Below are 26,056 nucleotides of genomic sequence, written 5' to 3'. Positions count from 1 at the left end.
AACCCTAATTTAGGAAGACTAGCTTCAAGGAGGTTAACTACGACCTCTATCTATACAATTATTATCCCATAAGAAAGTGGGATAGAGAACAAAATGTAGTATTTATTACTACAACTATAATATACGAAGGAGGTAGAATATTTGATAGACATAAGGAGATGAAGATGGATTTTGCCAAGATTTATGAAGATTACAACAAGGATGTATATAGGTTTACCTTGATCATTTGCTCTAATAGCGACTTGGCAATTGATATTTGCCATGAGACCTTTGCCAAGGCCCTTGATAAGATTGATAAGTTTGACTGGTCGGTTGACATCAGGGCCTGGCTTTTTACCATTGCAAGAAATTGCCTATATGATTATTATAGGAAAAATAAAATGATAAAATTTTGTGAAAAAGATAATTACTTGTGGATTAAATATTAAAATAAAGGCGATATTTTATTTAGCGCTGGTAATGCTTTCAATAATGATGGAACTTGGGCAGTGAACTTTTCACAAAGTCCTTGGGAAAGATACATTGCGCCTTTGTATAAAAAAGAACAATACGTTTTTGACTTTATTCGCTTAGATATGGTTGATAAAGTCTATGACAGTAATGGCAATGTTTTATGGGAGAAGAAGGATAGATGATTTAGGCAAAAAAATACCCTCTTTGCTGACCTGAACCCCAAAATCCGGAATACGGATGGAGGGGTTTTTAGTATGCCAAAATATACAAAAGAATTTAAAATAAAACTAGTAATGGAATACTTATCAGGTAAACTTGGTGGATATAAATCAATAGCTAAAAAATATGATATTCCAGGAGATACCTTAAGAGAATGGATAAACAAATACAAGTCAGGGGGATTTGATAACTTATCTAAAAAGTTAAAAAACAATAATTACACTAGTGAATTCAGACTATCTGTAATACAATATAGGCAAATCAATAATACTTCGCTTAGAGAGACTGCAGAGCATTTCAATCTTGTAAATGGATCTATGGTGTACAGATGGGAGAGAGCTTATCAAGAACGTGGTCTATCTGGGCTAGAAGATAACAGAGGAAGGCCTAGAAAAAATATGACCAAATCAAATAAAAAGTCTAAACTAAACACTCCAATAAACGAAACTGAAAGGGAAGAATTAATAAGACTTAGAGAAGAAAATAGACTTCTCAAAATGAAGATAATTTATGAAAAAAAGCTACAAGCCTTGCTCCTGGAAGAGGAAGCAGAAGCAAGGAAAAGACAAAGATAATCCTCAAACTTCTAAAAGAATATCCAAAAAGTAAGATAAGTGAATGGTTAGAAATAGCCAAATTGCCAAAAACATCATATTACGAATGGAAGATAAAACTAGAAAATCCAACATATAAAGACAAAGAAGTTAAAAATGAAATTAAAACCATAGTAGATGAATCAAAAGGTAGATATGGCTACAGAAGAGTAACTATGGTATTAAAAAATAAAGGTTTTAATATCAACCATAAAAGAGTTTTAAGAATAATGAGAGAAGAGTCCTTGCTATGTACTAAATTTAAAACCAGATCAAGAAAATACTCATCATACAAGGGACAAATAGGAAAAGTAGCAGACAATGCTGTAAATAGACAATTTAAAGCAAATAAACCAAATCAATTATGGCTAACAGATGTAACAGAATTTAGAATAAAAGGTCAAGAAAAGAAACTTTATCTATCGCCAATATTAGACATATATAACAGTGAAATAATAAGCTATACCTTAAGTTACCACCCAACACTAGAATTAACAAATACAATGCTAAATAAGGCTTTACAGAATACAAAAAATAAAAATAAACTAATGATACACTCAGACCAAGGATTCCATTATCAACACAGTTCTTGGACTAAAAAACTAGAAAAAATGAATATTAAGCAAAGTATGTCAAGAAAGGGGAATTGCTTAGATAATTCTCCTATGGAGAACTTCTTTGGTATACTAAAACAAGAAATGTTTTATGGTGAGGATTTTAAAAGTTATGACAATTTGATAAATGAGATTGGAAAATATATTAAATGGTACAATGAAGATAGGATTAAAACAAAATTAAACGGAATGTCCCCTGTTATGTACAGATTACATTCCGCTTAAAATATTATTAAATTATTCCGTGTTTACGGGTTCAGGTCATGCTTGGCAAGGAGGGTATTTTTTTCTTATAAAATTGCTTCTCTTAAGTCCTTCATAGCATCTCTTGCTACATCCATTGCAGCTTGCATGGCTTCTTTGTTTGTCATGTCGACTCCTGCTTTTTTGAGGACTTCTAGTGGATATTCGCTTTCGCCTGCTTTTAGGTAGTTTAGGTAGGCTGTCCTATCTTCGTCTGTGCCGTGTAGGATTTTTTGGCTTAGGGCTACTGCGCTCATGAAGCCTGTTGCGTATTGGAATACATAGTAGAACATATAGAAGTGTGGTATTCTTGCCCATTCTGCTGCTATATAGTCATCTACTTCTATGTCTTTGCCGAATAATTCTTCGTTTAGCTCTTTGTAGATTGCGTGTAGTCTTTCTGCTGGGATTGGTTCTCCTGCTTCTACTAGTTTGTTTACCTTGTGTTCAAATTCTGCAAACATTGTTTGTCTAAATACTGTTGATTTGAATTGGTTTACAAAGTAGTTTAGGAGATATTTTGTTTCTTCTTCACTTTGGCTATGTTTTAGCATGTAGTCAAGGAGTAGAAGCTCGTTGGTTGTGGATGCTATTTCTGCTAAAAAGATTGAATATGAACCATATTGGTATGGTTGGGTGGATCTTGTGTAGTAGGAGTGCATGGAGTGGCCCAGCTCGTGAACTACTGTAAATACATCATTTATGGTGTTGGTGTGGTTTAGTAATATAAATGGTTGGGTGTCATAGGATCCTGATGAATAGGCACCAGATCTCTTGCCTTCGTTTGGCATAACATCAAACCATCTTGATTCAAAACCTTCTCTTGCTACCTTTACATATTCTTCACCAAGTGGTGCTATGGCTGCTAGGACTATTTCTTTTGCTTCATCAAATTCGATTTTTCTGTCATAGTCTTCTACTAGTGGCACATAGATATCGTGGAAGCCTAGGTCATCTACACCGAGGTATTCTTTTCTTAAAGTTGTGTAGTCTCTGTGAATGTCACTATTTTCATGAACTACTTCTAGGAGGTTGTCGTAGATTTCTTCTGGAAGATTGTTTTTGAAAAGTGACATTTCTCTTGCTGATGAGAATTTTCTTAATTTTGCTTCTACGTTATGAGCTGTAAATTCACCGTCTAAGGTTGATGCTAGAGTGTTTGAGTATTGTCTGTATGTTTTGTAATATTTCTCATAAACCTCACGTCTAAAGTCCCTGTCTGGGTCTTCTTGGAGGGTTACGAAGTTAGCATCAGATAATCTAATCTCTTCGCCATCCTTTTCTACGCTTGGGAAGGATAGGTCGGCGTTATTAAAGATCATGTAGGTGTTTTGTGGGTTATTCTTTAGTTTGCCGAAGGCTGCTAAGATTGTTTCCCCATTTTCATCTAGGACATGGTCTTTGTTTCTGAAAATATCGTCAAAATAGTGTTTTAGGTATGAAATTTCACTATCTTCTAGGTATTCATCTATAACTTTTTTATCAGTTGATAATAGCTCTGGTTGTACGAAAGAAAGGGCACTTGATGCTCCTACCCATGTATTTTGAGCTACTTGGCTCATCTCTTGGTATTTGGTTACCCTGGTATCCTCATCTGATTTTAGGGATGAAAATACATAGGCCTTTTCCATCTTTCTAGAAAATTCTTCGTCTAGTTTGAGGTAGGCCTTGAAATTTTCTAGGCTTGATGTGATTTTTCCCTTGTAGGATGTAAGCTTTTCTACAAGAGCCTTTATTTCTTCAATATCTTTATAGAAATCTTCATCATTTTCATAAATGGATGAAGTATCCCATTTTAATCTTTCTTCTATTTCGTTTCTTTGCATTAAATATCCTCCTATTTTATATTTAATATTTTACCTTTTTCATCTTCATATTTTACAGTTAATATCTTATTTTTAGGGTCGCTTGGCATATTTCCTACAGAAATCTCATCACCATCTAGGCTCGCCTTTATTTTTTTGTATTTTATATTATAGGCTGTTAGGATTTCTCCCAAATAATCATCTTCTGCCTCTAGCCTATTTTTTATAAGACTTTTAAGGTCATTTGTAGAAGCATCCCTATTTTCCAGCAAATCTCCTAGTCTATAAACCTTGGTTGCAGGGTCTGCTTTTGAGTTTTCGAATTTAAAGGAATCTATCAGCGACATATATTTATTGTATAAAAAATATGCCGAAGATGTAGAATCCTCATTTATCACGACCTGGCTAGCAAGTAGCATAGGGCCGGAGTCAGATTCTATTACATCAAATGACACCTTAGAGAATATTCCGTCAGGGCTTATGACCGGTCCATATTCCTTTTCTACCAATTGATCGTTTTTCTCAAAAGATAAAACAGCAGAAAAAGAGTCTGGTGAATATGATGACTCAAGAACGGATATGCCTAGGTAATTATCCCCTAGGCCAAAATCCTTCAAAAAACCCATAGCATCTTCTATAGCTACTGCATCTCCCATCTTTCCCCTGCCATAAGTTTCTTCAAAATCAAGGCTGGATGACCCTGAATTTGTAGATGGCAGGTATTTTATCTCTGGAAATTCAATCTCTTCAGATTTTTTAGGAGTGTTTTTGGCTTCAAATTCCGCCTTTGACTCAAAACCACAAGATGTCAAAGTCAAAAGAATGCCCAAAATCAATATTTTCTTCATATTACACTCCTAAAAGCGACTTATTACCTATCCTTATTAGGATAAAGGCCAAGGCTAGGGTCGCTAGACCTGCCACAACTTGTCTAGGAATAGATAAGTCCCTTCCAACAACTGGCAAGGCATTGGCAAGGATAAATCCTCCCACAAAACCGCCCAAGTGGCCAAGAACGCCCACTCCAGGCATAAGGAAGGAATAAATCACGTTAATTACAACTATTGACACAAAGCTTGCCCCAAAACTATGGAGGATGGCATCATCCCTATAGACAACCATCATGCCGATAGCTATACCCAAAAGCCCATAAAGGCTAGTAGATGCCCCAGCAGATACCGTATAGACATCCCCAAAGGCATAGGAAACAAGGTTGCCAAAAATCCCGCAGACTAGGTAGATTATAAGAAATCCAACAGATCCATATAGCCTTTCAAATATAGGACCGATATTGTAAAGGAAATACATATTAAACATAATATGAAAAAATCCTATGTGGATAAAAGAAGCCGTAAAAAGCCTCCACCAATCCCCTTCTCCTACGAGAATCTTGGAATTTGCACCAAATCTTATCAAATTTTCAATACTTTCACTACCACCACTAAGACTCATCAGAACAAAGACAATCACATTAATAATCATCAAAGCCGATGTGACCTTAGCTTGGCTAAGTCTTTCTAAATTAATATTCATAAGATAATTATACCTCTTATCCTCTCAATTAAAGTAAGGACTCAACCCTTTTGGCAAGAAAGCCTATTTCCTTATACATATCCTGCCTATCAAAAGTATCCCTAAGCTCATAGGAAATAATCTTATCAAAATCTCCCTTATCCTCAACCCTCTTATTAGTAGAGTCTTCAAGGAAGATAATTTCAAGGTCTTTATTGTATCTTTTGGCAAGTTTGGCCACGTTTTGAGATGAATAGGCCCCAAATTGCTCGACATTCTCACCTAAAATAAGGACATCCTTATCCCTTATTAGCTTTTCAAAATCAAGGGTCTTCATCATAAAGTCCATAGACTTAGTAATCTTGGCCTTAAAGAAGAGATAAAGGGCCCAAGCCACTCCACCACCAGAACCAAGACCTGGCATATCGACAGAGCCTGTACCAAGTTCATCTTCGATAATCCTCTTAAAATTCTTAGACCCCTTAAAAAGCCTAGCCGTATCAAGGTCGCTAGCGCCCTTTCTGTAGACCCTATCCTCAAGGAAAGAATTCTTACCAAAAAGAGTCTTAAAGGTAGAGGTCGCTATGACAATCTTAACATCTTTAAGCCTCCTATCAAGGCCAGAAATATCAGCCCTAGCCACTCTTTCCATATTTTCTGCAATAGGGTTAAGGTCATTGTCATCCAAATCGTAAAATCTCGCCCCCAAGGCATAGAGCATACCCATACCCAAATCGTTAGTAGCGGTATCTCCGATACCTATATAAAAGGACTTGGCCCCATTATCAAGGCCATCAAGAATCATCTCCCCAAAACCAAGAGAAGAAGACTCCATAACCCTAAGGTCTTCCTTATAAAGAAGCCTAATTCCAGAAGATTCAGCCATCTCCATAACAGCCAAATCATCCTTAAGTATGTATCTGGCGGTGATCACATCATTTAGGGGATTATGTACATTGACATATTTATATTTCCCCTTAATCACAGCCTGCATAGCTTCAACAGTCCCATCACCCCCATCCAAAAAGGGCATGACAGTCACATCTTCATTCATACTATTTTTAAAAACATTTCCGATTTCAACGGAATTTTCAAAAGTTTTTATAGAATCAATTCCAATTAATATTTTCATCTTATCTCCCATCCTTATAATATATACCCTAGAAAATTAAATTTTATTAAAGAAAAAGGACTTATTCAAAAATAAGTGCAAAAAGCTTTACAAATAAGCTATTTGCTGCTATACTAAATAAGAAGGTTAAGAAACTTTCGCTGTTTAACTCATGAAATCTACATAATGATTTCAACCATCAGAGCCATTAGTATTTAGCTAATGGCTCTATTTATATGCAACAGACGAAAGAGATTGCTAAGGAACGTAATGTTTTTAATGGTAGCAAAAATATTGTAAGCAATATTTTTGCGGTCTTCACAATATTTTCGAGTGCAAAGCACGAAGAAAAGATTGATGAAGAACCTTATGCAGCGAATAAAAATTGATGCGACGAATAGGAGCATTGATTTTTATGAGTCGCATTGTCAGGCATACAGCTTATTTCATATCTTTTAATTATTAGCTATTATATTCATGATAATCCAAATAATCACCTGTAAACGATGTATCAACGAAACCCTATATAAAGAACAATGGTCCTCATGAGCCGGACTGGCTTGTTCTCTGTCATGTCGAAGAAGCTTTGCGACTAAGATATTTCATACCCCTTTAAAATTAGTTAATTTTTGCTATATTCTCTTTATTTGGTAAAGTTAAATAGTAAGTTATTAATTTCAGGAGGAGAATTTGTTAAAAAATAAGAAAACAGCTATTATATTTTCTATCTTTGCCATGTTCCTTTGGGGATCGGCTATTCCTACTATTAAGACTACCTATATAGAGCTTGCTGTGGCAAGTACTGATACTGGTCTTAAGATTCTTATAGCGGGAATTAGGTTTTTTATGGCAGGGATTATTACCCTTATATATTTTAAGATTTTTAATAAAGATGAAGTAGACAAGAGTCAGATTAACTGGAAATTCATTATAATTTTGGGTCTTATCCAGACCTTTATCCAATATATGTGCTACTATATAGGCCTATCAAATACCGCGGGTGTTAAGTCATCTATTATCCAGTCAGCAAATTCCTTTATAGTGGTTATCATCTCATTTTTCCTACTTCCAGGTGATAAGATTGACAAGAGAATTATCATTGCCCTTATCATGGGTACTGCCGGTATTATTGTCACAAATATGGGCAAGGAAGCAGGTGATAGTCCCTTAAGACTAACTGGTGAGGGTTTGATACTTGTATCTACCACCATCAATGCCCTATGTACAGTCCTTGTTAGAAAATATGGCCAGGGCCAAAACGCCTATATTATGACAGGGGTTCAATTTTTGATTGGGTCTACCATCCTTATAATCACAGGATCCATACTTAAGGAAGGAAGTCTGGTCTTTACAGCCAAGGCTGCCATCTTACTTTTATATGCTGCCTTTATTTCAGCTACCGCCTTTAGCATTTGGACAATAGTCCTTATGAACCACTCAGCAGGAGAATTTGGAATTTACAAGCTCTTTGTCCCACTTTTTGGATCTGTCCTATCAGTTATAATCTTAGGAGAGACTTTTACTACAAATCTTGCTATCGGTATGATTTTAGTTTTATCAGGGTCTTTAATTTTAAATACCAAGAAGAAAAGAGCATAATTTTAGCTTTCGCCTTAGGCGAAGGCTTTTTTTATGTTTATTTTTATAAAAACTCTTTCCCTTGACTTTTTAAATTAGAATGATTATAATTATTATTATAGAATATAAATAAAAAGGAGAAAATTATGGCTTTAATCGGAAAAACTTTACCACAATTTGAACTTGACGCATACAATCCAGCTAAGGAAGAATTTATAAGGGTGACAGATGAAGACCTAAAGGGTTCTTGGACTGTTCTTATCTTCTATCCAGCTGATTTTACATTTGTATGTCCTACAGAGCTTGAAGATATGCAAGAATCATACGCAGAGCTTAAAGAGCTTGGTGCTGAGGTTTACTCAGTATCTGTTGATACACACTTTGTTCACAAGGCTTGGCATGATAATAGTGATGCTATTAGCAAGATTGAATACACAATGATTGGTGATTCTAACAAGGAATTAACAAGAGCTTTAGACCTACTTGATGATTCAGGCAAGGCTCACAGAGCTACCCTTGTTCTTGACCCAGAAAATGTTATCCAAACTGTTGAAATCAACGCTGATGGAATAGGTAGAAAGGCTAATGTAAATATTAACAAGGTTAAGGCTGGAAAATATATAGCAGCTCACCCAGGCGAAGCTTGCCCAGCTAAATGGGAATCAGAAGAAAGTGCAACCCTTACACCAGGACTTGACCTAGTAGGTAAAATCTAATAATGTTAGATAATAATCTAAAGACCCAGTTAGCCCAATACCTTGACCTCCTCAAAGGGGAGGTCACTATTGGGCTTTCTGTTGATAATAGCGAAAATTCCAAAAAAGTTAAGGAATTTATAGACGATGTAGCAAGCCTTTCATCAAAGATAAAGGTTGAGGAAAAAGACCTCACCTACAATCCATCCTTTGACCTTAAGGGTGAATTTGACCACGGTAATATAGTCTTTGCAGGCCTTCCACTAGGCCACGAATTTGCTTCCTTTGCCCTTGCCCTTTTACAAGTTGGAGGAATAGAGCCAAAGGTTGATGAAAGCATAAAGGCTAGGATTAAGGCCCTAGACGGATGCAATTTTGAAACAATTGTATCTCTTTCTTGCCACAATTGTCCAGATGTTGTCCAAGGCCTAAATATCATGGCCATCCTAAATCCTTCTATAAATCACACCATGATTGAAGGATCTATGTTCCAAGACCTAGCAGAAGGTCGTGATGTCCTTGCAGTTCCTGCCATCTTTAAGGATGGGGACTTCTTTGAGGGCGGCAAACAATCAATCGAGACAATCCTTGATAAGCTAGGCTCAAAGATAGACGCTGACCACTTTTCTGATAAGGGACTTTTTGATGTCCTAATAGTAGGTGGCGGTCCAGCAGCAGCAACTGCAGCTATCTATGCAGCCAGAAAAGGAATCAAGACAGGAATAATTGCCAGCGAATTTGGTGGCCAAGTCAATGAAACTCTTTCTATAGAAAATATCCCAGGCTTTAAATATACAGAAGGCCCTGAATTTATGAATCAAATGAAAGAGCAGGTTAAGGCTTTAGATGTTGAGATAATGACAGGCGCTCTTGCAGAAAATATTGAAAAGAAAGATTCTAATATAGAAATCAGCCTAGATAATGGTGCTAAGCTTGAATCAAAAACTGCAATAATTGCCACAGGAGCTAGGTGGAGACTAATCGGCATTCCTGGAGAGACTGAATTTAGAAACAAGGGTGTAGCCTATTGTACCCACTGCGACGGCCCACTTTTTAAGGGCAAGAATGTAGCAGTAATTGGCGGAGGTAACTCAGGAATTGAGGCTGCAATCGACCTAGCAGGCATGGTTAACCATGTAACAGTCCTTGAGTTCTTGCCAGAATTAAAGGCTGATGACGTCCTACAAAAGAAGGTCAAATCCCTTTCAAATGTAGAAATCATAACCAATGCCCAAACCACAGGCCTCTACGGTTCTAACAGGCTAGAAAGCCTAGAATATACTGACAGGATTTCTGGCAAAGACCACAAACTTGATATAGCTGGCTGCTTTATCCAAGTAGGCCTTGTACCAAATACAGAATGGCTAGAAAAAACTGAAGTAAGCCTAAGCCAAAGAGGAGAAATCATCACATCTGCAGATGGGTCTACAAATGTAGAAGGCATCTATGCAGCAGGAGATGTTACAGAAGAACTCTTCAAACAAATAGTAATAGCAGCAGGATCTGGCGCAACAGCAGCCCTTGGTGCTTTCAACTACCTAATGAGAAAATAAATTTAGAGATAGAAAAGACAGGTTCATTAAGAATTCTGTCTTTTTTGATTCTTACTATTTTATCATGAAGACTAGCTAAGTTTTACTAATTCTCATCACCTTTGCTAAATAAATAAAATCCGCTCGCCACAAATAGTATGGAATATATTAATTTTTTAAGGAAATTGTGAGTTTTTGATAATTGTAAAGAAAGAATAGCAAAGATGGAAAAGAAGTACAATTTATCTTTTATAATTTTTAATTTATCTTTTTTCATATATTTGCCTCCAAAATAATTATAAGACCTAACTTACTAAATTTATCTTAATAAGTTAATATCAAATAAAATTCTCTACTTTGTTTTGCATAGTAGTAGCCTTGTGTTTATCTGTGATTTTCTCAAAAAATAATTTCCACCTGCAACTAGAATAATCAAATACATTAATTTCAACAAAAATATATCACCACTTTTAATAAATCTAGATAAGATAGTAAAATATAAAAATAATAATTTTTCTAACTATCAAATCTATTTTTATCTTTTTCATAATTTAACTTCCTCCTAAATAAATTATTATCCTAGCTTGCCTATAAATTTATTCAGTGATATTCTAATAATTATTTAGTATTTAATTATCAATAAGAAGATTTTCATACTTATTATTATATAAACTATTACTATATTTAAATATATTTTCTAAACTTAAGAAAGTTTAAGATCTGACATGATTTTTATTCTAACTTAGGCTATATAGCTTATTTACAAGATTCTAAAGGTCTTTTTGCATTAATATTCTTTGTTAAAATATTAATTTTAACTAATAATGCAAATCACTCTTGACTTTTCGGGTGATAAGTGTTATTATTATCAATGTCAGTTAATCGATTAACAATTAATAAAAATTTATGAGGTGAAACTATGAAATACAAAAATAAATACACTATTGCAGCCCTACTTTCATTAGGACTTGTTCTTTCTGCTTGCCAAAAAGATGCAGCTGATACAAAAACCAAAGAAGATACTAAGGCTGAAACAAAGGTTGAAGAAACAGCTAAAGAAGAAAAACCAGCTGAAGAAGCTAAAGAAGCTGAAAAGCCTGCTGAAGAAGTAAGCATGGCTGATTGGGAAGGCCAATGGAACGGCATGGGCGGATATCTAGAAAAACCTGAAATCCAAGAAGCTTACAAGACTTTAGCAGAAAAAGAAAATACTGATGAAGCATCAGCTAAGGAAGCTTATCTTAAGAAGAGAAAATGTGACTTTGGCGGTCTTGAAATTTCTGGCGACCATGTTAAATTCCTAAAAGAATTCCCTGAAGCTAAGGGCGAGGTAATAGGTGAAGCAGATTACAAATACAAAGAAAAAGTAGAAGTAGAGCACGGTGGACACAAACTTGAATGGGATATATTTGAAGCTACAAGCGAAGATGCTCCTTACAAGGTTCTTATGATGATGCCTATCCACGGTGAAGAAACTCTAACCCACTTCCATATGAGATATGGTGATGATAAGGATAGCCTACTTAAGGAAGAAGGCTGGTACCCAACATTTGTAAAACCTACTTCAACAGACCAACAAATTATAGATGAAATTACTGAATAGGATACTATCCCTCGATCTTAGTAGAATTAAGAAGAATTTTTCAATAGTATTTTCGCTCCTTGTCTTAATACTTGTCAGCGGATGTTCTAAGGATGTTAAAAAAACAGGTGATTCCCCTTTAGTTTACACTTCCTTTTATCCGGTAAATGACCTTACGAAGATGATTGGTGGAGATACTATCAATGTTAAAAGCTTTATGCCTTTGGATAAGGATCCCCATATTTGGGAACCTAGTCCAAAGGATATGAAAAAACTAGCCTCATGTGATTTATTAGTTGTAAATGGGGCAAATATGGAGCCTTGGCTTGATACTGTTAGGGAAAATCTTCCAAATCTTGATATCCTTAAGCTTTCAGATTCTGTGGACCTTATTACCTATAAGGGTGCTGCAGCAATCGGTGATTTTCAATACTTATCAAGAATTGAAGTAGAAGCTGGCAAAAATAAAATCGACTTCGGTCATACTCATGAAGATGTGATGAGAGTTGCTTTTATTAAAGATGAGGGCCTTAATCAAAAAGACTTAGTCAAGAAGGCTAAGGAAATTATGAGCCAAAAAGGTGAACTTGTCCCACAAAAATCTACCAATGATGTAGAGGAAGGCAAGGTTTATGGAATTGAAATGGGTCATGAATCTGGCGAAGTATTTTTCAACTTCCCTGAAGGAGGCAAGTGGATTTTCATTTCAGATAGGATTAGTGAAGATTTGCTGCCATATAATCTCATGGATGGCAAGGGCAGAATCCTAAAAGATGAAGGCAAGGAAGAATCCCTTATGGAAGGATCCTCATCAGGTTTTGATAAGATTACCTATGATCCCCATTCTTGGCTATCTATTGTAAATGCCAAGAGATACCTAAATGCAATCCAGGAAAAGCTAGTAGAAAAATATCCAGAAAATGAAAGACTTTACAGAAAAAACAAATTAAAATACGTAGATCAGTTGACAGATATAGATGCAGAATATAAAGAGAAGTTCTCTAAGCTTGATAAGGCAAGGAAAAATTTCCTAACCCTCCACTATGCTTACGCCTATATAGCTAGAGACTTTGACTTAACCCAGTACCCTCTCCAAGGTCTAACTAGTATTGAAAGCCCAAGTCTTAAGACAATAAAAAAGGCAATTGATTTTTCTGATTATCACCACATCTCAACAGTCTTTTATGAATATGGACAAAATCCTAAACAGGCAAAAGCCCTTGCAGAAGAAATTGGCGGTAAGGTTTCTCCCCTTGCCTCTATGGAATATTTAAGCAAGGAACAAAAGGAAAAGGATCAAAATTACATTGATTTGATGCGTATGAACCTAGAAAATCTCTACAATTCTATGGTCGAGGAGGAAAAATGAAAGCGATAGAAATAAAAAATCTTACCTTTGCCTATAATAAAATTCCCGTCATAAAATCTTGTGATTTTAATCTGGAAATGGGAGATTTGGCACTTATACTTGGTGGCAATGGTAGCGGTAAGTCAACTTTAATAAAATTAATGTTGGGAGAATTAAAGAAAGATACAGGAAGTATTAAAATTTTGGGAAAAAATATCGAAGATTATAAGTCATACAAGGATATTGGTTATGTTCCCCAAATAAATATAGTCAACAAAATATCCTTTCCTATAACTTGTTTAGAGCTTGTATCTTTAAACCTCTATGAGGATTTTGGCTTTATTAAAATCCCCAAAAAATCCCATTACCAAAAGGCTAGAGATATCCTTATTAAGATGGGTATGGAAGATTATATAAACACACCAGTTAATGAATTGTCTGGCGGTCTTGCTCAAAGAGCTATGATCGCCAAGGCAATGATTAATAATCCCCAAATCCTAATTCTAGACGAACCTACAGCCGGGGTTGATAAGGAAAGTAAGGCGAATTTCTTTGAAACTATAGACATACTTTCAGAAAAATTTTCAATTACTATAGTTATGGTTACTCATGAATTAAAGGAAATGGAAAGTCTTAAGTTGAATATGAAAAAATATGAAATGTCAGAAGGGAGGCTAGTAGAATGTTAGAATTTGCCTTTATGAGAAAAGCTTTATTTTTGGGCTTCCTCCTTTCAATTATGATTCCTATTATAGGAATTGTCATGGTCAATAGGAAGACTTCTATGATAGGCGATGCCCTATCACATACCGCCCTTGCTGGAGTTGGTATGGGTTTAATTCTTGGTTTTGATCCACTCCTAGGATCTGCTATTATTTGTGTGTTGGCAGCCTTCCTAATTGAATTAATTAGAAAGAAATTCCCCCAATATGGAGATATGGCAACAGCTGTAATAATGTCAACAGGCCTTGGTATAGCGGCAATTCTTTCAGATTTTGCACCAGGCGGAAATTCCTTTGAATCCTATCTTTTTGGTTCGATTTCATCGGTTACAAGTGCTGATATTATAAATACTTCTCTAGTATTTATCTTCGTTATAATTCTTTCTGTTAGCAGATATTCAGCCCTTTTGGCTATAGCTATAGATCCAAATACTGCAAGGCTTTCTGGAGTAAAAGTTCAAGCCCTTGATGCTGTCTTTACCCTACTTGCAGCTATAACAATCGCCTTATCTGTTAAGATAATTGGAGCTTTGATGGTTACAAGCCTGATAGTGCTCCCTGTGGCTACAGCCCTTATAGTTGCTAAGTCCTACAAGCAGACATTTTTCATAACTACTATACTTGGTGTAATTTACATGATGGTGGGAATAATCATGTCTTACCATTTTGATATCAAGCCAGGTGGCGCTATAGTAGTAAATGCAATTTTGGGAATGGCGATATTTGCTCTATATAAGAAAATTTCAAAAAAATAGGTAAATAACTTGAACCCTCCTTTTATTTCAAGACTTAACTTATTTTTATAAGATAAATTGTTTACCCCTTTATATAGAAACTGGCTAGGCTCTAATCAAAATGATTAAGGGCTTAGCCAGTTTTTCTAATTATTTTCTCCAAGAATTTCCTTATATGACCTTATAAGTTCATCTTCTGTTATATCTTTGGCCCTCACATCTAGGGCGATTTGTCCCTTATTTAGCATAATTATCCTATCGGAATATCTTACTACATCTCTTAGATTGTGGGAGATTAATAGGGTTGTGATTTTTTCTGTGTCGATTAGGCTCCTGGTCTTATCCATGACATTTCTACTTGTCTTTGGGTCAAGGGCTGCTGTGTGTTCATCCAAAAGGAGGAGTTTAGGCCTGATATTTGTAGCCATAAGGAGGGCTAGGGATTGCCTTTGGCCTCCTGATAAGAGTCCAGTCTTAGTGCGAAGCTTATCTTCAAGGCCTAGGTTTAGAGATTTTAGCCTTGCTATAATTTCTTTTTCATCAGCGTTTTTATTTAGGGATTTGAGGGTGAATTTGCCTAATTTTTTGAGGGATAGGGCCATATTTTCGTAAATATCTAGGTTTGTCGCCACCCCATCTTTGGGATCTTGGCTTACCTTACCGATGTAGGCTGCTCTTTTTTCCTCGCTAAGGCCTGTTACATCTTCCCCGTCTATTAGAATTGACCCCCTATCTACAGCAAGGGCCCCAGAGATTATCCTCATGAGGGTAGACTTGCCACAGCCATTTGGGCCTATTATTGTTGTGGCTATCCCTTCTTCTACCTTAAGGGAGAAGTCTTTGAATATGGTATTTTCTTCTTCTGTACCTGGGTTAAAGGTCTTTGAAATATTTCTAATTTCCAACATTTTTTACCAACTTTCTATGCTTAGCCCCTGCTAGGTAGTTATTATAAGCTATGAAGGCTATGACAATTAGGGCTGTGATTAGCTTTAGGTCGTTTGGGTTTAGGCCTAGGTAGATTGCAATTCCTGATATTATCCTATAAATTATGGCACCTATGATTGCCTTGGTGGTGTCCCTAAGTTTTGATGAATTCTTGCCAAGTGTATCGCCGATTATTATTGAAGCGATTCCTGTTACAATCATGGCTGTGCCCATGCCTATGTCTGCAAAGCCTTGGTAATTTGCCATAAGTCCTCCAGAAAGTCCTATGAGGGCGTTGGATAAGATTAGGCCGAGGGCGATATAGGTATCTGGGTCCTTGCCTAGGGATTTTACTAGCTTTCTATTATTGCCTGTTACCTTTAAGAGATAGCCCTGCTCGCTTCTTAGGAAGTAGTCTAGACCAAGTTTTATTATAAGTACAAGGCCTAGAAGGACTGTCCATTTAGGAAGATTTCCAAAAATAGATGGATATTGGGCAATTGGAATGTTGCTTGCCCCGCCTATCCTCAAATTTAGGGAATAGAGGATGGTTAGGGTAAGGATACCTGTTAGGAGGGGTTGGACTTTGACTTTTTTGTATAAGATATAGGTCAAAAATCCTGCCAAGCCCCCGCCTATGCTTGATAAGACTAAGCCGAGATAGGGATTTAAGCCTTTTGCAATTATTACCGCTGTGAGGAAGGCTCCCATTGGGTAGGATCCTTCAAGGGATAGGTCGTAATATTCTAATATTTTGTATGATAGCATGTAGCCCATGGCCAAGATTCCAAAGATTAATCCAATCTCTGTTGATGTGGCCAAGGACCCTAATAGTCCTGTCATTTTTTCTCTCTTTCTTATTTTTCAATATATTCTGCATCCTTTAGAACTTCATTATTTAAGTCAAGTCCTAGGATCTCTGCTGTCTTTTTATTTACTAAAGTTTTTAGGCTTTCGGCATCTTGGTAAGGGATATCTTTGATAGCTTTTCCATCCTTTAGGATAGCAACAGCCATTTCACCGACCTTCTTGCCACAGTCCTTATAATTAACTCCTTCTGAAATTAGGGCTCCATTTTCTACTGACCCCTCATCGCAGGCAATGGATGGGATTTTGTCCTTGTTTAAATTTTCAGATAGGACTGGCATAGCATTTACAACTACATTGTCTGTAACTGTAAACATGGCATCGATCTTAGATTTTAGAGATGAGATGGCTTGTGGGATATCATTTATAGTTGAAACCCCTTGTTTTTCAATCTTTAGCCCTCTTTCATCTAGGGCCTTCTCTAAGGCTTCTATTTGAACTACAGAGTTTTGCTCGTTGGTGTTATAGATTGTACCAAAGGTCTTTGTATCTGGATATAATTTTAAGAAATCATCTATGAGCTTGCCTGGCTCTACATAATCGCTGACACCTGTAATATTTGCCCCAACCTTGGTATTTTCATCTACAAGACCAGCTCCTACCGGGTCTGTAACAGCTGAAAATAGGATTGGTAGGTCAGTAATGGCATTGGCAACTCCCTGGGCTGCTGGTGTGCCTATGGTGTAGATTAAGTCTGCCTTTTTGTTTTTTAAATCTGACGCAAATTGAGGAATGAGGGCCAAATCACCATTTGCCCTGTGGTCTACAAGTTCATAAGCAAGACCTGCCTCATCTAGCTTTTCTATAAAGCCTTCTCTTGCAGCATCTAGGGATGGATGGTCAGCTATTTGGACTATTCCAATTGTAAGCTTTTCTCCGCTTTTTGCATCTGTTTTTCCTTCTTCATTTGACTTTGCTCCACAAGAAGCAAGTAAGATTGCTCCAAGGGCTAGGCTTGTGATTTTTTTAAGTAGGTTTTTCATTTTCTTCTCCTAAAATTTATTTGATAGATTAAGGTTTTGCCAATAAAAAAACCCGTCCATATAGGACGAGTGTAAATTCGTGGTACCACCTAAGTTTATAATCTAAAAGATTACCTTAACAGAAGTCTATCAACTTCTTGCTTCTGATAACGGTAGCTTCCGTAATAGCTTACTTATTTCGGCTATTCTGCATACAGAGGGAATAAGTAGATAATCCTTATAAGACTTTCACCAAGCGTCTCTTCTCTAAAATAATTCATATAAACTGTCTTTCTGTAATCACATTTATTTGTTAGTTAGATAATACAACAGGATATAATTTTTGTCAAATTTTTATTTGTAATTTTTGATAATTATTAGTAAAAAGTCTTGAAAAGAGCTATTTTATAGTGATTGTATGAATATAAATAGCTTTCATAAAAAAACTTGCCCTGATGGGCAAGCTTTAAATTCTATAATCTTTCATATTTTGACCACCTATCATGACTGTGGATAGGTTGTGGATTAGGGATGATGTTGTGTTTGTGAGATATCCTAGGACTCCTAGGGCTATTAGGCTTGAGTTTATGCCTACGATTTTTTTGTAATCATCTTTTATCCTTTGGTCCATGGCTTTGGCTAGTTTTATAGCATCTATTAGGCCGTAGAGGCTATCTGTGCCTATGGATATGTCTGAGATTTCCTTGGCGATATCTGCTCCTTGGTGCATGGCTATACCTACATCTGCTGCAGATAGGGCTACTGAGTCATTTATTCCATCGCCTATCATTATTACTGTCCTGCCTTCTGCCTTTTTCTTTTTGACATAGGCTTGCTTATCTTCTGGCAAGACTTGTGATTGGTAATGGTCTAGGCCTAGCTTTTCTGCTACTGATCTTGCTGCGTTTTCTGCATCGCCTGTTAGCATAGCTATCTCATTAAAGCCTAGTTTTCTAAGCTCTTTTATGACATCTTTTGCATCTTCTCTTATTGGATCTTCTATGCATAAAACTGCAATTAACCTGCCTGAGAAGGCTAGGTAAAGAAGTGAATAGTGTTCCTTAAGGTCCTCTATCATAGCTCTAGTTTGGTCAGATATTTCTATTCCCTCATCTTCTAGGACAAAGTGCTCTGACCCTATTAGGGCTGGCTTGTCGACTATATATGACCTTATACCGTGGGCTACTATATATTCTGGTTTTGAGTGCATCTCTTCGTGGTGAAGGTCCTTATCCTTAGCTGCCTTTACTACAGCGTTGGCTATGGAATGTGGGAAGTGCTCTTCAAGACAAGCGGCAATCCTTAGGCACTCATCTTCGCTTATATCTGTTAGGGCAATGACCTTTGCAAGCTTTGGCTCAGACTTAGTTAGGGTTCCTGTCTTATCAAAGACTATGGTATCAGCCTTTGAAAGATTTTCTAAAAACTTACCGCCCTTTACAATTACATCCATGTCGGATGATTGGCTAATTGCCTTCATGACAGCTATTGGAATAGTTAGTTTTAGGGCGCAAGAAAAGTCTACCATTAAAAATGACTTGGCCTTGGTGAAATTCCTAGTAAGTAGGTAGGTTAAACCTGCTCCTATGAAGGAGTATTTAACTAGGGAATCTGCCATATTTTCTGCCTTTTTTTGTGATAAGGACTTATTTCTCTCACTTTCTGAAATCAGGTTTATGATGTGGCTTAGTCTTGAATCGTCATATTTTTTGGAAACTTTTATAAGAATATTACCTTCTTCAAGGGCTGTACCTGCAAAGACTACCGATCCCTTGTTTTTCTTAACAGCTTCACTTTCTCCTGTAAATGATGCTTCATTTACCATGGCAAGACCTTCTACAACCTCCCCATCAACTGGTATGGTTGATCCCATCTCAACCTCTACTAAATCTCCAATTTCTACATCTTTTAGAGCTTTTAATATCTTTTGGCCATTCTCTTGAACAAATACCTTGTCTATATTAAGGGCCAAGGAATGGGCTAGGTCATCTTGAGATTTCTTTAGGGTATATTCTTCTAGCCTTTCGCCAAGGTCTAGCAAGAACATGATGTTGGCAGCATCTCCATATTCTCCTGTTGCAAGAGATACAGAAATGGCTGTAGCATCCAAGAGGTCTACATTTAGCTTCCTCTTCCATAGAGCCTTGATTCCATCTCTAATAAATGGGTAGGCCCTAACAAAGATTAGGTAAGAGCCTAATGGAGCTGGAATGCAATACCTAAAAAAGGCCCTCCTATAAAGGGCATCTCTTACTATCCTAAATACATCTTCCTCTTCTTGAGGGTAGAAGTCAGGATCATCAATTTCTAGCTCTTTTACCTCATTTATATCAAGATTTAAAATAAATTTAGCAAGCCTAGCTAGGCTTCCCTTTTCAAAATATACTGTAAATGAATTGGCCAGAGGATTAATCTTACAAAGATTAACCCCCTTCACACCCTCAATTAGATATTTTAAGTTATTGGCTAGATCAAAGCTTAGGTCTTCTTCATAGACAAACCTAGCCCTAGTATCTAGCCTATGGGCTAAACTTGCCCTCATTACTTATCTTCTTCCTCTTTAAGTTCTGCCTTAATTTCTTCTTTTATTTGTTCTTTAAGGTCATCTTCTGCAACCTTTTCTATATCTAGGTCAGCTTCTTTTTGAGCTTTTTCTAAATCTTCTTTTAGGTTTGCTTCCTTAGCTTCTGCAACTATGTCATCAGCTGAAACCCTAACTTGTTCGATTGTCTTATCTAGTGATTCCTTTACTCTTAATCCGCCAGCAACAGCTCCTACAGCTGCTTTTTTTGCTAATTGTGAAGTAAGAACCTTTCCTCCAAGAGCTCCAACTAAAACTCCTGCACCTATTCTTAATACTTTTTTATTAATCATAACTCCTCCTATATTGTATAAATATTATACTTATATTATATTCTATCTATTATCACAAGTCAATAAAAAACCGTTGTTTTTCCCTTGTTTTAAATGATTATCAAATTCATTTAATTAATTCAATCTTTTTCAACTCGATTCATATGAATAATATTTCATAAGATGGCCGTAGACTATTCATATCTTAAAGTTGAATATAAAATAGCCTTAACAGCCCCAATCCTGTTTTCAGTTTGGTCAAAAACCATAGACTTTTCAGACCTAAAGACCTCATCAGCTACCTCCATCCCATCTAGGTCCATATCGCTAGGTAGCTTTTCTATTACCTTTTGAGCAAGGGTCGATTTCTTATCGTGGAAGGCTGGCAAACAGTGCATGAAAATCGAATCTTCCTTAGTCATATCCATAATCTCTTGGGTAACCCTAAATGGATAAAGCTTTTTAATCCTTTCTACAGGCACATCATCCTTTTCATTTAGGCCAATCCACATGTCAGTATAGATTATATCGGCATCTTTAACAGCTTCCTTGACATTGTCAGTATAGATTACATCTGAGTGGTGGTTTTTAGAAAACATATTTGAAAGGCTTACTACATCCTTATCGGCAGCATATTCAAGTGGCCCACAGCCCACAAAATTTATACCAAGCTTAGCACAAGTTATGGCAAGGGATGATGGCATATTATCTCCTGTATAGCCCAAATAAACGAGCTTAAGACCTTCTAGTCTGCCAAATTTTTCCTTTATTGTAAGCATATCAGCTATCATCTGACTTGGGTGGAACTTGTCTGTGAGAGCATTGTAGATAGGTATATCTGTCAAATCTATCATGTATTCCAAAAGCTTTTGGTCAGGCCCCCTATAAACTATCCCGTCATAGTACCTATCATAGACTGAGATGGCATCTTCTAATGATTCATTAGTCCCTAGGGTATTGTATCTTAGGTCTACTAAGGACACACCCAGGCCTAAGTCAAAAGCTGCCACCTCAAAGGAAGTCCTAGTCCTATTAGAGCTTTGCTCAAAAAGCAGGATAATATTTTGTCCCTCCAAGTATTTGTGTGGCTTTCTCTTAGCCTTTAGATCCTTAAACCTCGCTGCCTCATCTATTAAATATAGGATTTCTTTTTCGCTAAAATCCTTTAAGGCTATTACATTTCTATTTCTTAAGTCGACTTGCATCTTCTCTCCTTTTGTAAGTCTAAAATACCCTCTTAAATTTAAAATAAAGAGGGCCTTGTAACTAATTATTATTTACCATCAATAACCGTATCTGAAAATACGATTAAAAGCTCCAAATCATCGGCTTTAATCTCCAAAATCCCATAGTCTACCAAATACATCTCTGGATTATCCTTGTATCTCTTATCGCAAGTCCCATCCTTATTTACATGTAGAAAGGATTTTGAAATTAAGGTCGCATCTGGGATTTTCTCTTCTTCTAGGAAAGTCTCAGCCCTTAGGTCAATTTTCAAATTCCCATAAGAAAGGGCCCTGTAATCCCCATCTTGATATAAAAGCAGACAGTCTGGCAAAAAGCTCATAGTAAAATTCTTAGCTGCTAGGCTTTTAACCTTGACATTTGTATCAAGCGGGCCTTCTATGTCATTTTTTATGGCCAAAGACTCTCTAGATCTGATTATATTATCGTCATTATCCCTTTCCATTTCCCTTACAAGCCAAACAGCGTCAGATTCTAAGATTCCCTCCAAAAGCTTGTTTGTTAGGTCGTATTCATCTTTTGCATCATTTTCAAAATCATATTCGATTTGTATTTGACCAAGGCTCTTCTTGTAAAAATACATGATAGCCCCGATTATAGCTACAATTACCAAATATGGTTGGATAAAAGTCAATATGATTCCAGCTATAAAGACCAAATGTCCCGGCATTCTCAAAGGATAAGTCCTGCCTGTCTTACTTAGGACATCTTCTAGGCAATCTGATTTTATATTTTTAAAGTCTAGGCCATAAGACTTGCTTGAAAAATCTTCCCTAGGATTTCCTGTATTTGGGCTAGGCTTCTTTTCTCCCTTAAAGATAGAATCTAGAGGATTTGAAAATTCCTTTTGGTAGGAAAGTCCTGTGCCTGGTATATAAGCTGCTCCTCTAATCTTGCCGCCTGCGGTGCGAGTTATCCTAAAGCCCTTACCGCCCCAAGAAAATCCCGGACCGGTCTTAGACATATTTATTCTAAAACCCTTGCCAAGGTTTATGCTTTTTCTAAATCTAAATCCCATAATCCCTCCTTCTTACTAGTATTATATCACAAAAGCAAATTTCTTCCTTATCGATGATCGATTTTAATATATTTAATTTGAATTTTAATTTTTCCAAGTATAATGAAGATAGAAGTTAATATTATTAAAATAAATATTAATACTTTAAAAAGAAATGGAGATTTTATGAACAAAATTAGAAAAACCCTACCAGCTTATCTAAAGGCTCTTTTTAATAAAAATACACCAACATCTTCCAAAATCCTGGCCCTCCTTGCCATAGCCTATATAGTCACCCCTGCTGATGTCTTGCCAGATGTCTTACCCTTCCTAGGTTGGCTTGACGATGGGCTTATAACAATCTTATTAATATATTTTTCAAACAAAATGATACCAGATCTGGTAAAAGATGAAGCAATGCAAAAACAAATAGAAAATTAAAAACAAGCTCTTTTGTCTCAAAACATAGAAAACCCCTCTATCCGTATTGCGGATTTTGGGGTTTTTGTTATTTTATAAGATTCTCCTTTAGTAGACCTCTTTAAAATAATAAATCTCATCTTCTATCTTTTTAAGCCTTAACTGATTGTCAGAATCTTTTTCCTTATAAAAATATTCGCCATCTACCTTAGGCTCAAGTTTGTTCAGTCCCAATAAAGTCAGATCGTCATCTTTTATATAGTAGAATCCATAATAAATAGCTGCAGATGCAAAACCCTTGGACTTATAGACAAATTTAGCAAGCTTTGGAAACTTATCAAACTTTCTTAATTCAAAACTTTTGTATTTGAATTTTTGATCCAAGCTAGAATCAGCATCATTTATGAAAGACACTATCTCAGCTTTATTATCCTTTAATGATTCCCTTATTTCTTTTTCAATCTTTAAGTCTTGGTATATAAAATAAGCTCTCGCCGTGAAAAACATTATAAATATTAGCCCAATTGCCATGAATATTTTTCTATGTTTCATAGGTAACTCCTATATATTTCAATATTTTTACAAGTAGGTAATGAAATTTATAATTCTATTTTATTCAACAGTTACAGATTTGGCTAGATTTCTTGGCTTATCTACATTTAGGCCCTTGGCTAGGGATGTGTAGTAGGCAAGTATTTGGCATGGTACTACTGAAAGGATTGGGGCTAGGATATCTAGGGTTTCATCAAAGATAAAGCTTGCTACTCCAATATCTCCAATTCTCTTATCCTTTAGATTTGTTATGGTAAAGACTTCTGCCTTTCTAGCCCTTACCTCTTCTAGATTTGAAAGAGCCTTATCCAAAAGGTCTTTTTGACTTAGGATGCCTATGACAGGAGTACCATCTTCTATTAGGGCAATTGTACCATGTTTTAGCTCTCCTGAAGCGAAGGCCTCGCTGTGGATATAGGATATCTCCTTCACCTTAAGGCTTGCTTCTATGGCTGTTTGGTAGTCAAGTCCTCTTGCTAGGTAGAAAAGATGTTCCTTATCCTTAAGCTCATTTGCAAAATATTTTAGCTCTTCTTTCCTATCGATTATATTTTTTATCTTTTGAGGAAGGGCAAATATTTCTTCAATAATCTCCTTATCATCAAATTTTCCTAAGACTTCATTAAATTCTAGGCCTAGGATGTAGAGATTTAAAAGTTGGCTGGTGTAGGCCTTGGTTGATGCCACCGCTATCTCAGGGCCTGCCTCGGTATAGATTGTTCTTTCTGCTTGCCTATCAATTGATGATTCTCTTACATTTGTGATTGCAAGAGTCATGGCTCCTAGGCTTTTTGCAAGGTCTAGGGCCTTTAGGGTATCAGCTGTTTCTCCTGATTGAGATAGGAAAATTACCAAGGTATTTTCATCTACAAGTGGATCAGAGTACCTAAATTCTGAAGCCAAGTCGCAAGTAACTGGTATCCTTAAATATTTTTCAAAAAGAGCCTTGCCAACTAGGCCAGCATTGTAGGCTGTACCACAGGCAACTATATAGATTCTGTTAAAGGAGTTTATTTCTTCTTCGCTAAAGACCTTACTCTTTACTTTTAGGCCTTCCTTATCTAGGTGGGCTTCTGCCAACCTTCCTATGACATCAGCTTGCTCCTCAATTTCCTTAAGCATGAAGTGATCGTAGTCTTCTTTTGATGCATCATTTGCCCCAAAAGAAGTAGTTTTTACTTCCCTTGCTACTTCCTTTAAGTCCTTGTCATAAATTTTGTAAGAATCGCCCTTGATGTCTATTATATCTTCATTTTCTAGATAGATTAACTTGTTGGTATATTTGATAAAAGATGGGCTGTCAGAAGCTAGGATAAAGCCATCATCCATAAGGCCAAGGACCATAGGAGAATCCTTCCTGATGCCTACAAGCCTATCTGGCTCATCTTCTGAGATTGCCCCGATAGCAAAAGACCCTTCAATCATTGATTTAACTTTAATTAAGGCCTTTAGAAGGTCCCCATCATAAAATTTGCCAAGTAAAATGGCAACAAGTTCTGTATCTGTTTGGGACTTAAAAGTATAGCCTTCCTTGGCTAGTTCATCCTTAAGATCCTTATAATTTTCTATAATACCATTGTGAACTATAGCAATCTTGCCATCAGCAGATGTGTGTGGGTGGGCATTTTCCCTGCTAGCCTCACCGTGGGTAGCCCATCTAATATGGCCAATACCGATGTGAGAAGATAAATCTTTGCCTGCTATTTCTTCCTTAAGACTTGCAATAGGACCCTTTTCCTTGTGGATTTCAAGCTTAGAATCCTTAATAATAGCTATACCACTTGAGTCATAACCCCTGTATTCTAGCTTTTCTAGACCATCAAGAATGATATCCTTAGCATCAAGACTTCCTTTGTAACATACTATTCCGCACATAGTGCCTCCTTATTAATTTTTATAGATATTAATGAGGCCACTGTGTCTTCTCTGTAGCAGAAATTGCTCTCTGCTTTTGTCTAACACTAGGGCTGTGAACCCAGGAAGCTCCCGCCGAATTTTCGATAACTTCCTCCCTCGTCATCCCAAAGGGATCTGGCGCTTTTTTGTTTTTACCTCATTATCAGATATTATATTCTTTTTTTCTTTATTATCCAAGATAAAATTATTTTAGGGGCATCCCCTAAAAATCCCTTTTTTTATTATCCAAGATAATATTATTATAAGTTTTAATCCTTCGTAATATCATCTCATAATAAATGATTATTATAAACATATCCCTTCGTTCAAGGGGGAATCCCTAGGGAACGTTTCGCACGTTCCCTCATCGGATTCCCCCTTACACCCCTTTTCCGTTACACCCTCCGAGCGACCCCTCGTGGGGAAAATGGATGTTTGCTACGCAAACTTTTGGTACATGACTGCTATTTGGTATGGATACAATAAATAGTACAATTTAAAATCGAATATATGATACAATAAATAATAAGAAATCATAGGAGGATTTTAAATTGGCTAGACACTACGAAGACGACTTCAAAAGGCAAATAGTAGAA

Annotated in this window: 25 protein-coding genes; 11 read left to right on the top strand and 14 right to left on the bottom strand. The window is 36.4% G+C overall.

Annotated elements, in window-relative coordinates; translation table 11 throughout:
* The first annotated feature begins 164 nt into the window (after positions 1–164).
* The 3 genes from NH286_RS08615 to NH286_RS08605 all read left to right on the top strand — a co-directional run bounded on the left by NH286_RS08615 (position 165) and on the right by NH286_RS08605 (position 2,104).
* Positions 165–428, top strand: coding sequence for an RNA polymerase sigma factor (locus tag NH286_RS08615; protein ID WP_265238308.1), 264 nt, complete (start codon positions 165–167; stop codon positions 426–428).
* 279 nt (positions 429–707) lie between these two features.
* Positions 708–1,247: a helix-turn-helix domain-containing protein gene (locus tag NH286_RS08610; RefSeq protein WP_265238306.1), complete on the top strand. Its 540-nt coding sequence runs from the start codon at positions 708–710 to the stop codon at positions 1,245–1,247.
* The gene (locus NH286_RS08605) at positions 1,244–2,104 is read left to right on the top strand and encodes an IS3 family transposase (protein WP_311532392.1); all 861 of its coding nucleotides are present in this window, start codon (positions 1,244–1,246) and stop codon (positions 2,102–2,104) included. The genes NH286_RS08610 and NH286_RS08605 overlap by 4 nt, the downstream gene beginning before the upstream one ends.
* Positions 2,105–2,169: 65 nt before the next feature.
* Here the strand turns inward: NH286_RS08605 and pepF are convergent, their stop codons facing one another.
* From pepF to NH286_RS08585, 4 genes are read right to left on the bottom strand one after another with little or no spacing between them, the layout of a single operon-like run.
* Entirely contained in the window at positions 2,170–3,948 is a 1,779-nt protein-coding gene (gene pepF, locus NH286_RS08600) for an oligoendopeptidase F (protein WP_265238304.1), read from the bottom strand.
* An 11-nt stretch (positions 3,949–3,959) separates the two neighbouring features.
* Positions 3,960–4,775, bottom strand: a complete 816-nt coding sequence (locus tag NH286_RS08595; protein WP_265238301.1) for a hypothetical protein — start codon at positions 4,773–4,775, stop codon at positions 3,960–3,962.
* Position 4,776: 1 nt separating this feature from the next.
* The gene (locus NH286_RS08590) at positions 4,777–5,460 is read right to left on the bottom strand and encodes a rhomboid family intramembrane serine protease (protein WP_265238299.1); all 684 of its coding nucleotides are present in this window, start codon (positions 5,458–5,460) and stop codon (positions 4,777–4,779) included.
* Positions 5,461–5,488: 28 nt separating this feature from the next.
* Complete coding sequence (locus NH286_RS08585) at positions 5,489–6,571, bottom strand: glycerate kinase (RefSeq protein WP_265238297.1); 1,083 nt, start codon at positions 6,569–6,571, stop codon at positions 5,489–5,491.
* A 669-nt stretch (positions 6,572–7,240) separates the two neighbouring features.
* Between NH286_RS08585 and NH286_RS08580 the strand changes: the two genes are divergently transcribed.
* From NH286_RS08580 to ahpF, 3 genes are all read left to right on the top strand, one after another.
* A complete protein-coding gene (locus tag NH286_RS08580) occupies positions 7,241–8,149 on the top strand; it encodes a DMT family transporter (RefSeq protein WP_106461204.1) in 909 nt (302 codons plus the stop codon).
* A gap of 125 nt (positions 8,150–8,274) precedes the next feature.
* A complete protein-coding gene (ahpC, locus tag NH286_RS08575; RefSeq protein WP_265238295.1) occupies positions 8,275–8,844 on the top strand; it encodes an alkyl hydroperoxide reductase subunit C in 570 nt (189 codons plus the stop codon).
* Positions 8,845–8,846: 2 nt separating this feature from the next.
* Positions 8,847–10,376 carry an alkyl hydroperoxide reductase subunit F gene (gene ahpF / locus NH286_RS08570; protein ID WP_265238293.1) on the top strand — a complete coding sequence of 510 codons (1,530 nt, stop codon included), beginning with the start codon at positions 8,847–8,849 and terminating at the stop codon, positions 10,374–10,376.
* An 85-nt stretch (positions 10,377–10,461) separates the two neighbouring features.
* Here the strand turns inward: ahpF and NH286_RS08565 are convergent, their stop codons facing one another.
* On the bottom strand, positions 10,462–10,632 hold the full coding sequence (locus NH286_RS08565; protein ID WP_265238291.1) for a hypothetical protein: 171 nt from the start codon (positions 10,630–10,632) through the stop codon (positions 10,462–10,464).
* Between the two features lie 642 nt (positions 10,633–11,274).
* On the opposite strand from NH286_RS08565, the gene NH286_RS08560 reads away from it, so the two are divergent.
* The 4 genes from NH286_RS08560 to NH286_RS08545 are packed head-to-tail and all read left to right on the top strand — an operon-like array spanning position 11,275 to position 14,762.
* Positions 11,275–11,958: a metal-binding protein ZinT gene (locus tag NH286_RS08560; RefSeq protein WP_265238289.1), complete on the top strand. Its 684-nt coding sequence runs from the start codon at positions 11,275–11,277 to the stop codon at positions 11,956–11,958.
* Positions 11,942–13,306: a metal ABC transporter substrate-binding protein gene (locus NH286_RS08555; RefSeq protein ID WP_265238287.1), complete on the top strand. Its 1,365-nt coding sequence runs from the start codon at positions 11,942–11,944 to the stop codon at positions 13,304–13,306. The genes NH286_RS08560 and NH286_RS08555 overlap by 17 nt, the downstream gene beginning before the upstream one ends.
* Positions 13,303–13,974 (top strand): metal ABC transporter ATP-binding protein, encoded by a 672-nt coding sequence (locus tag NH286_RS08550; RefSeq protein ID WP_265238286.1) that lies wholly within the window; start codon positions 13,303–13,305, stop codon positions 13,972–13,974. Before NH286_RS08555 ends, NH286_RS08550 begins: the two co-directional genes overlap by 4 nt.
* Positions 13,968–14,762 carry a metal ABC transporter permease gene (locus NH286_RS08545; RefSeq protein WP_265238284.1) on the top strand — a complete coding sequence of 265 codons (795 nt, stop codon included), beginning with the start codon at positions 13,968–13,970 and terminating at the stop codon, positions 14,760–14,762. The genes NH286_RS08550 and NH286_RS08545 overlap by 7 nt, the downstream gene beginning before the upstream one ends.
* A 125-nt stretch (positions 14,763–14,887) precedes the next feature.
* Here the strand turns inward: NH286_RS08545 and NH286_RS08540 are convergent, their stop codons facing one another.
* The 7 genes from NH286_RS08540 to NH286_RS08510 form a co-directional block, all read right to left on the bottom strand.
* Positions 14,888–15,649, bottom strand: coding sequence for an ABC transporter ATP-binding protein (locus NH286_RS08540; protein ID WP_265238282.1), 762 nt, complete (start codon positions 15,647–15,649; stop codon positions 14,888–14,890).
* Positions 15,636–16,511: an ABC transporter permease gene (locus tag NH286_RS08535; protein ID WP_265238280.1), complete on the bottom strand. Its 876-nt coding sequence runs from the start codon at positions 16,509–16,511 to the stop codon at positions 15,636–15,638. Before NH286_RS08535 ends, NH286_RS08540 begins: the two co-directional genes overlap by 14 nt.
* Before the next feature lie 14 nt (positions 16,512–16,525).
* The gene (locus NH286_RS08530) at positions 16,526–17,518 is read right to left on the bottom strand and encodes an ABC transporter substrate-binding protein (RefSeq protein ID WP_265238278.1); all 993 of its coding nucleotides are present in this window, start codon (positions 17,516–17,518) and stop codon (positions 16,526–16,528) included.
* Between the two features lie 445 nt (positions 17,519–17,963).
* Positions 17,964–20,039, bottom strand: a complete 2,076-nt coding sequence (locus NH286_RS08525; RefSeq protein WP_265238276.1) for a heavy metal translocating P-type ATPase — start codon at positions 20,037–20,039, stop codon at positions 17,964–17,966.
* Positions 20,039–20,371: a DUF6110 family protein gene (locus NH286_RS08520; protein WP_265214856.1), complete on the bottom strand. Its 333-nt coding sequence runs from the start codon at positions 20,369–20,371 to the stop codon at positions 20,039–20,041. Before NH286_RS08520 ends, NH286_RS08525 begins: the two co-directional genes overlap by 1 nt.
* 173 nt (positions 20,372–20,544) lie before the next feature.
* Positions 20,545–21,555 carry an ornithine carbamoyltransferase gene (gene argF / locus NH286_RS08515; protein WP_265238273.1) on the bottom strand — a complete coding sequence of 337 codons (1,011 nt, stop codon included), beginning with the start codon at positions 21,553–21,555 and terminating at the stop codon, positions 20,545–20,547.
* Between the two features lie 68 nt (positions 21,556–21,623).
* Entirely contained in the window at positions 21,624–22,613 is a 990-nt protein-coding gene (locus NH286_RS08510; RefSeq protein ID WP_265238271.1) for a DUF4236 domain-containing protein, read from the bottom strand.
* A 165-nt stretch (positions 22,614–22,778) separates the two neighbouring features.
* Between NH286_RS08510 and NH286_RS08505 the strand changes: the two genes are divergently transcribed.
* Positions 22,779–23,033 carry a YkvA family protein gene (locus NH286_RS08505; RefSeq protein WP_265238269.1) on the top strand — a complete coding sequence of 85 codons (255 nt, stop codon included), beginning with the start codon at positions 22,779–22,781 and terminating at the stop codon, positions 23,031–23,033.
* A gap of 87 nt (positions 23,034–23,120) precedes the next feature.
* Here NH286_RS08505 and NH286_RS08500 read toward each other — a convergent pair whose 3' ends face one another.
* Together NH286_RS08500 and glmS are read right to left on the bottom strand one after the other, a co-directional pair.
* On the bottom strand, positions 23,121–23,564 hold the full coding sequence (locus tag NH286_RS08500) for a hypothetical protein (protein ID WP_265238267.1): 444 nt from the start codon (positions 23,562–23,564) through the stop codon (positions 23,121–23,123).
* 60 nt (positions 23,565–23,624) lie between these two features.
* The gene (glmS, locus tag NH286_RS08495) at positions 23,625–25,439 is read right to left on the bottom strand and encodes a glutamine--fructose-6-phosphate transaminase (isomerizing) (protein ID WP_265238265.1); all 1,815 of its coding nucleotides are present in this window, start codon (positions 25,437–25,439) and stop codon (positions 23,625–23,627) included.
* Positions 25,440–26,056 lie beyond the last annotated feature (617 nt).

This window comes from Anaerococcus sp. NML200574 (assembly GCF_026131665.1).
GTDB lineage: Bacteria > Bacillota > Clostridia > Tissierellales > Peptoniphilaceae > Anaerococcus > Anaerococcus kampingae.
This window is presented reverse-complemented; position numbering and strand designations above follow the sequence as displayed.

What these genes read in the sequence shown, in the direction of transcription:
- NH286_RS08615 (WP_265238308.1), top strand. Translation starts at nt 165, where the DNA reads ATGGATTTTGCCAAGATTTATGAAGATTACAACAAGGATGTATATAGG.
- NH286_RS08610 (WP_265238306.1), top strand. Translation starts at nt 708, where the DNA reads ATGCCAAAATATACAAAAGAATTTAAAATAAAACTAGTAATGGAATAC.
- pepF (WP_265238304.1), bottom strand. Translation starts at nt 3,948, where the DNA reads ATGCAAAGAAACGAAATAGAAGAAAGATTAAAATGGGATACTTCATCC.
- NH286_RS08595 (WP_265238301.1), bottom strand. Translation starts at nt 4,775, where the DNA reads ATGAAGAAAATATTGATTTTGGGCATTCTTTTGACTTTGACATCTTGT.
- NH286_RS08590 (WP_265238299.1), bottom strand. Translation starts at nt 5,460, where the DNA reads ATGAATATTAATTTAGAAAGACTTAGCCAAGCTAAGGTCACATCGGCT.
- NH286_RS08585 (WP_265238297.1), bottom strand. Translation starts at nt 6,571, where the DNA reads ATGAAAATATTAATTGGAATTGATTCTATAAAAACTTTTGAAAATTCC.
- ahpC (WP_265238295.1), top strand. Translation starts at nt 8,275, where the DNA reads ATGGCTTTAATCGGAAAAACTTTACCACAATTTGAACTTGACGCATAC.
- ahpF (WP_265238293.1), top strand. Translation starts at nt 8,847, where the DNA reads ATGTTAGATAATAATCTAAAGACCCAGTTAGCCCAATACCTTGACCTC.
- NH286_RS08565 (WP_265238291.1), bottom strand. Translation starts at nt 10,632, where the DNA reads ATGAAAAAAGATAAATTAAAAATTATAAAAGATAAATTGTACTTCTTT.
- NH286_RS08560 (WP_265238289.1), top strand. Translation starts at nt 11,275, where the DNA reads ATGAAATACAAAAATAAATACACTATTGCAGCCCTACTTTCATTAGGA.
- NH286_RS08555 (WP_265238287.1), top strand. Translation starts at nt 11,942, where the DNA reads ATGAAATTACTGAATAGGATACTATCCCTCGATCTTAGTAGAATTAAG.
- NH286_RS08550 (WP_265238286.1), top strand. Translation starts at nt 13,303, where the DNA reads ATGAAAGCGATAGAAATAAAAAATCTTACCTTTGCCTATAATAAAATT.
- NH286_RS08545 (WP_265238284.1), top strand. Translation starts at nt 13,968, where the DNA reads ATGTTAGAATTTGCCTTTATGAGAAAAGCTTTATTTTTGGGCTTCCTC.
- NH286_RS08540 (WP_265238282.1), bottom strand. Translation starts at nt 15,649, where the DNA reads ATGTTGGAAATTAGAAATATTTCAAAGACCTTTAACCCAGGTACAGAA.
- NH286_RS08535 (WP_265238280.1), bottom strand. Translation starts at nt 16,511, where the DNA reads ATGACAGGACTATTAGGGTCCTTGGCCACATCAACAGAGATTGGATTA.
- NH286_RS08530 (WP_265238278.1), bottom strand. Translation starts at nt 17,518, where the DNA reads ATGAAAAACCTACTTAAAAAAATCACAAGCCTAGCCCTTGGAGCAATC.
- NH286_RS08525 (WP_265238276.1), bottom strand. Translation starts at nt 20,039, where the DNA reads ATGAGGGCAAGTTTAGCCCATAGGCTAGATACTAGGGCTAGGTTTGTC.
- NH286_RS08520 (WP_265214856.1), bottom strand. Translation starts at nt 20,371, where the DNA reads ATGATTAATAAAAAAGTATTAAGAATAGGTGCAGGAGTTTTAGTTGGA.
- argF (WP_265238273.1), bottom strand. Translation starts at nt 21,555, where the DNA reads ATGCAAGTCGACTTAAGAAATAGAAATGTAATAGCCTTAAAGGATTTT.
- NH286_RS08510 (WP_265238271.1), bottom strand. Translation starts at nt 22,613, where the DNA reads ATGGGATTTAGATTTAGAAAAAGCATAAACCTTGGCAAGGGTTTTAGA.
- NH286_RS08505 (WP_265238269.1), top strand. Translation starts at nt 22,779, where the DNA reads ATGAACAAAATTAGAAAAACCCTACCAGCTTATCTAAAGGCTCTTTTT.
- NH286_RS08500 (WP_265238267.1), bottom strand. Translation starts at nt 23,564, where the DNA reads ATGAAACATAGAAAAATATTCATGGCAATTGGGCTAATATTTATAATG.
- glmS (WP_265238265.1), bottom strand. Translation starts at nt 25,439, where the DNA reads ATGTGCGGAATAGTATGTTACAAAGGAAGTCTTGATGCTAAGGATATC.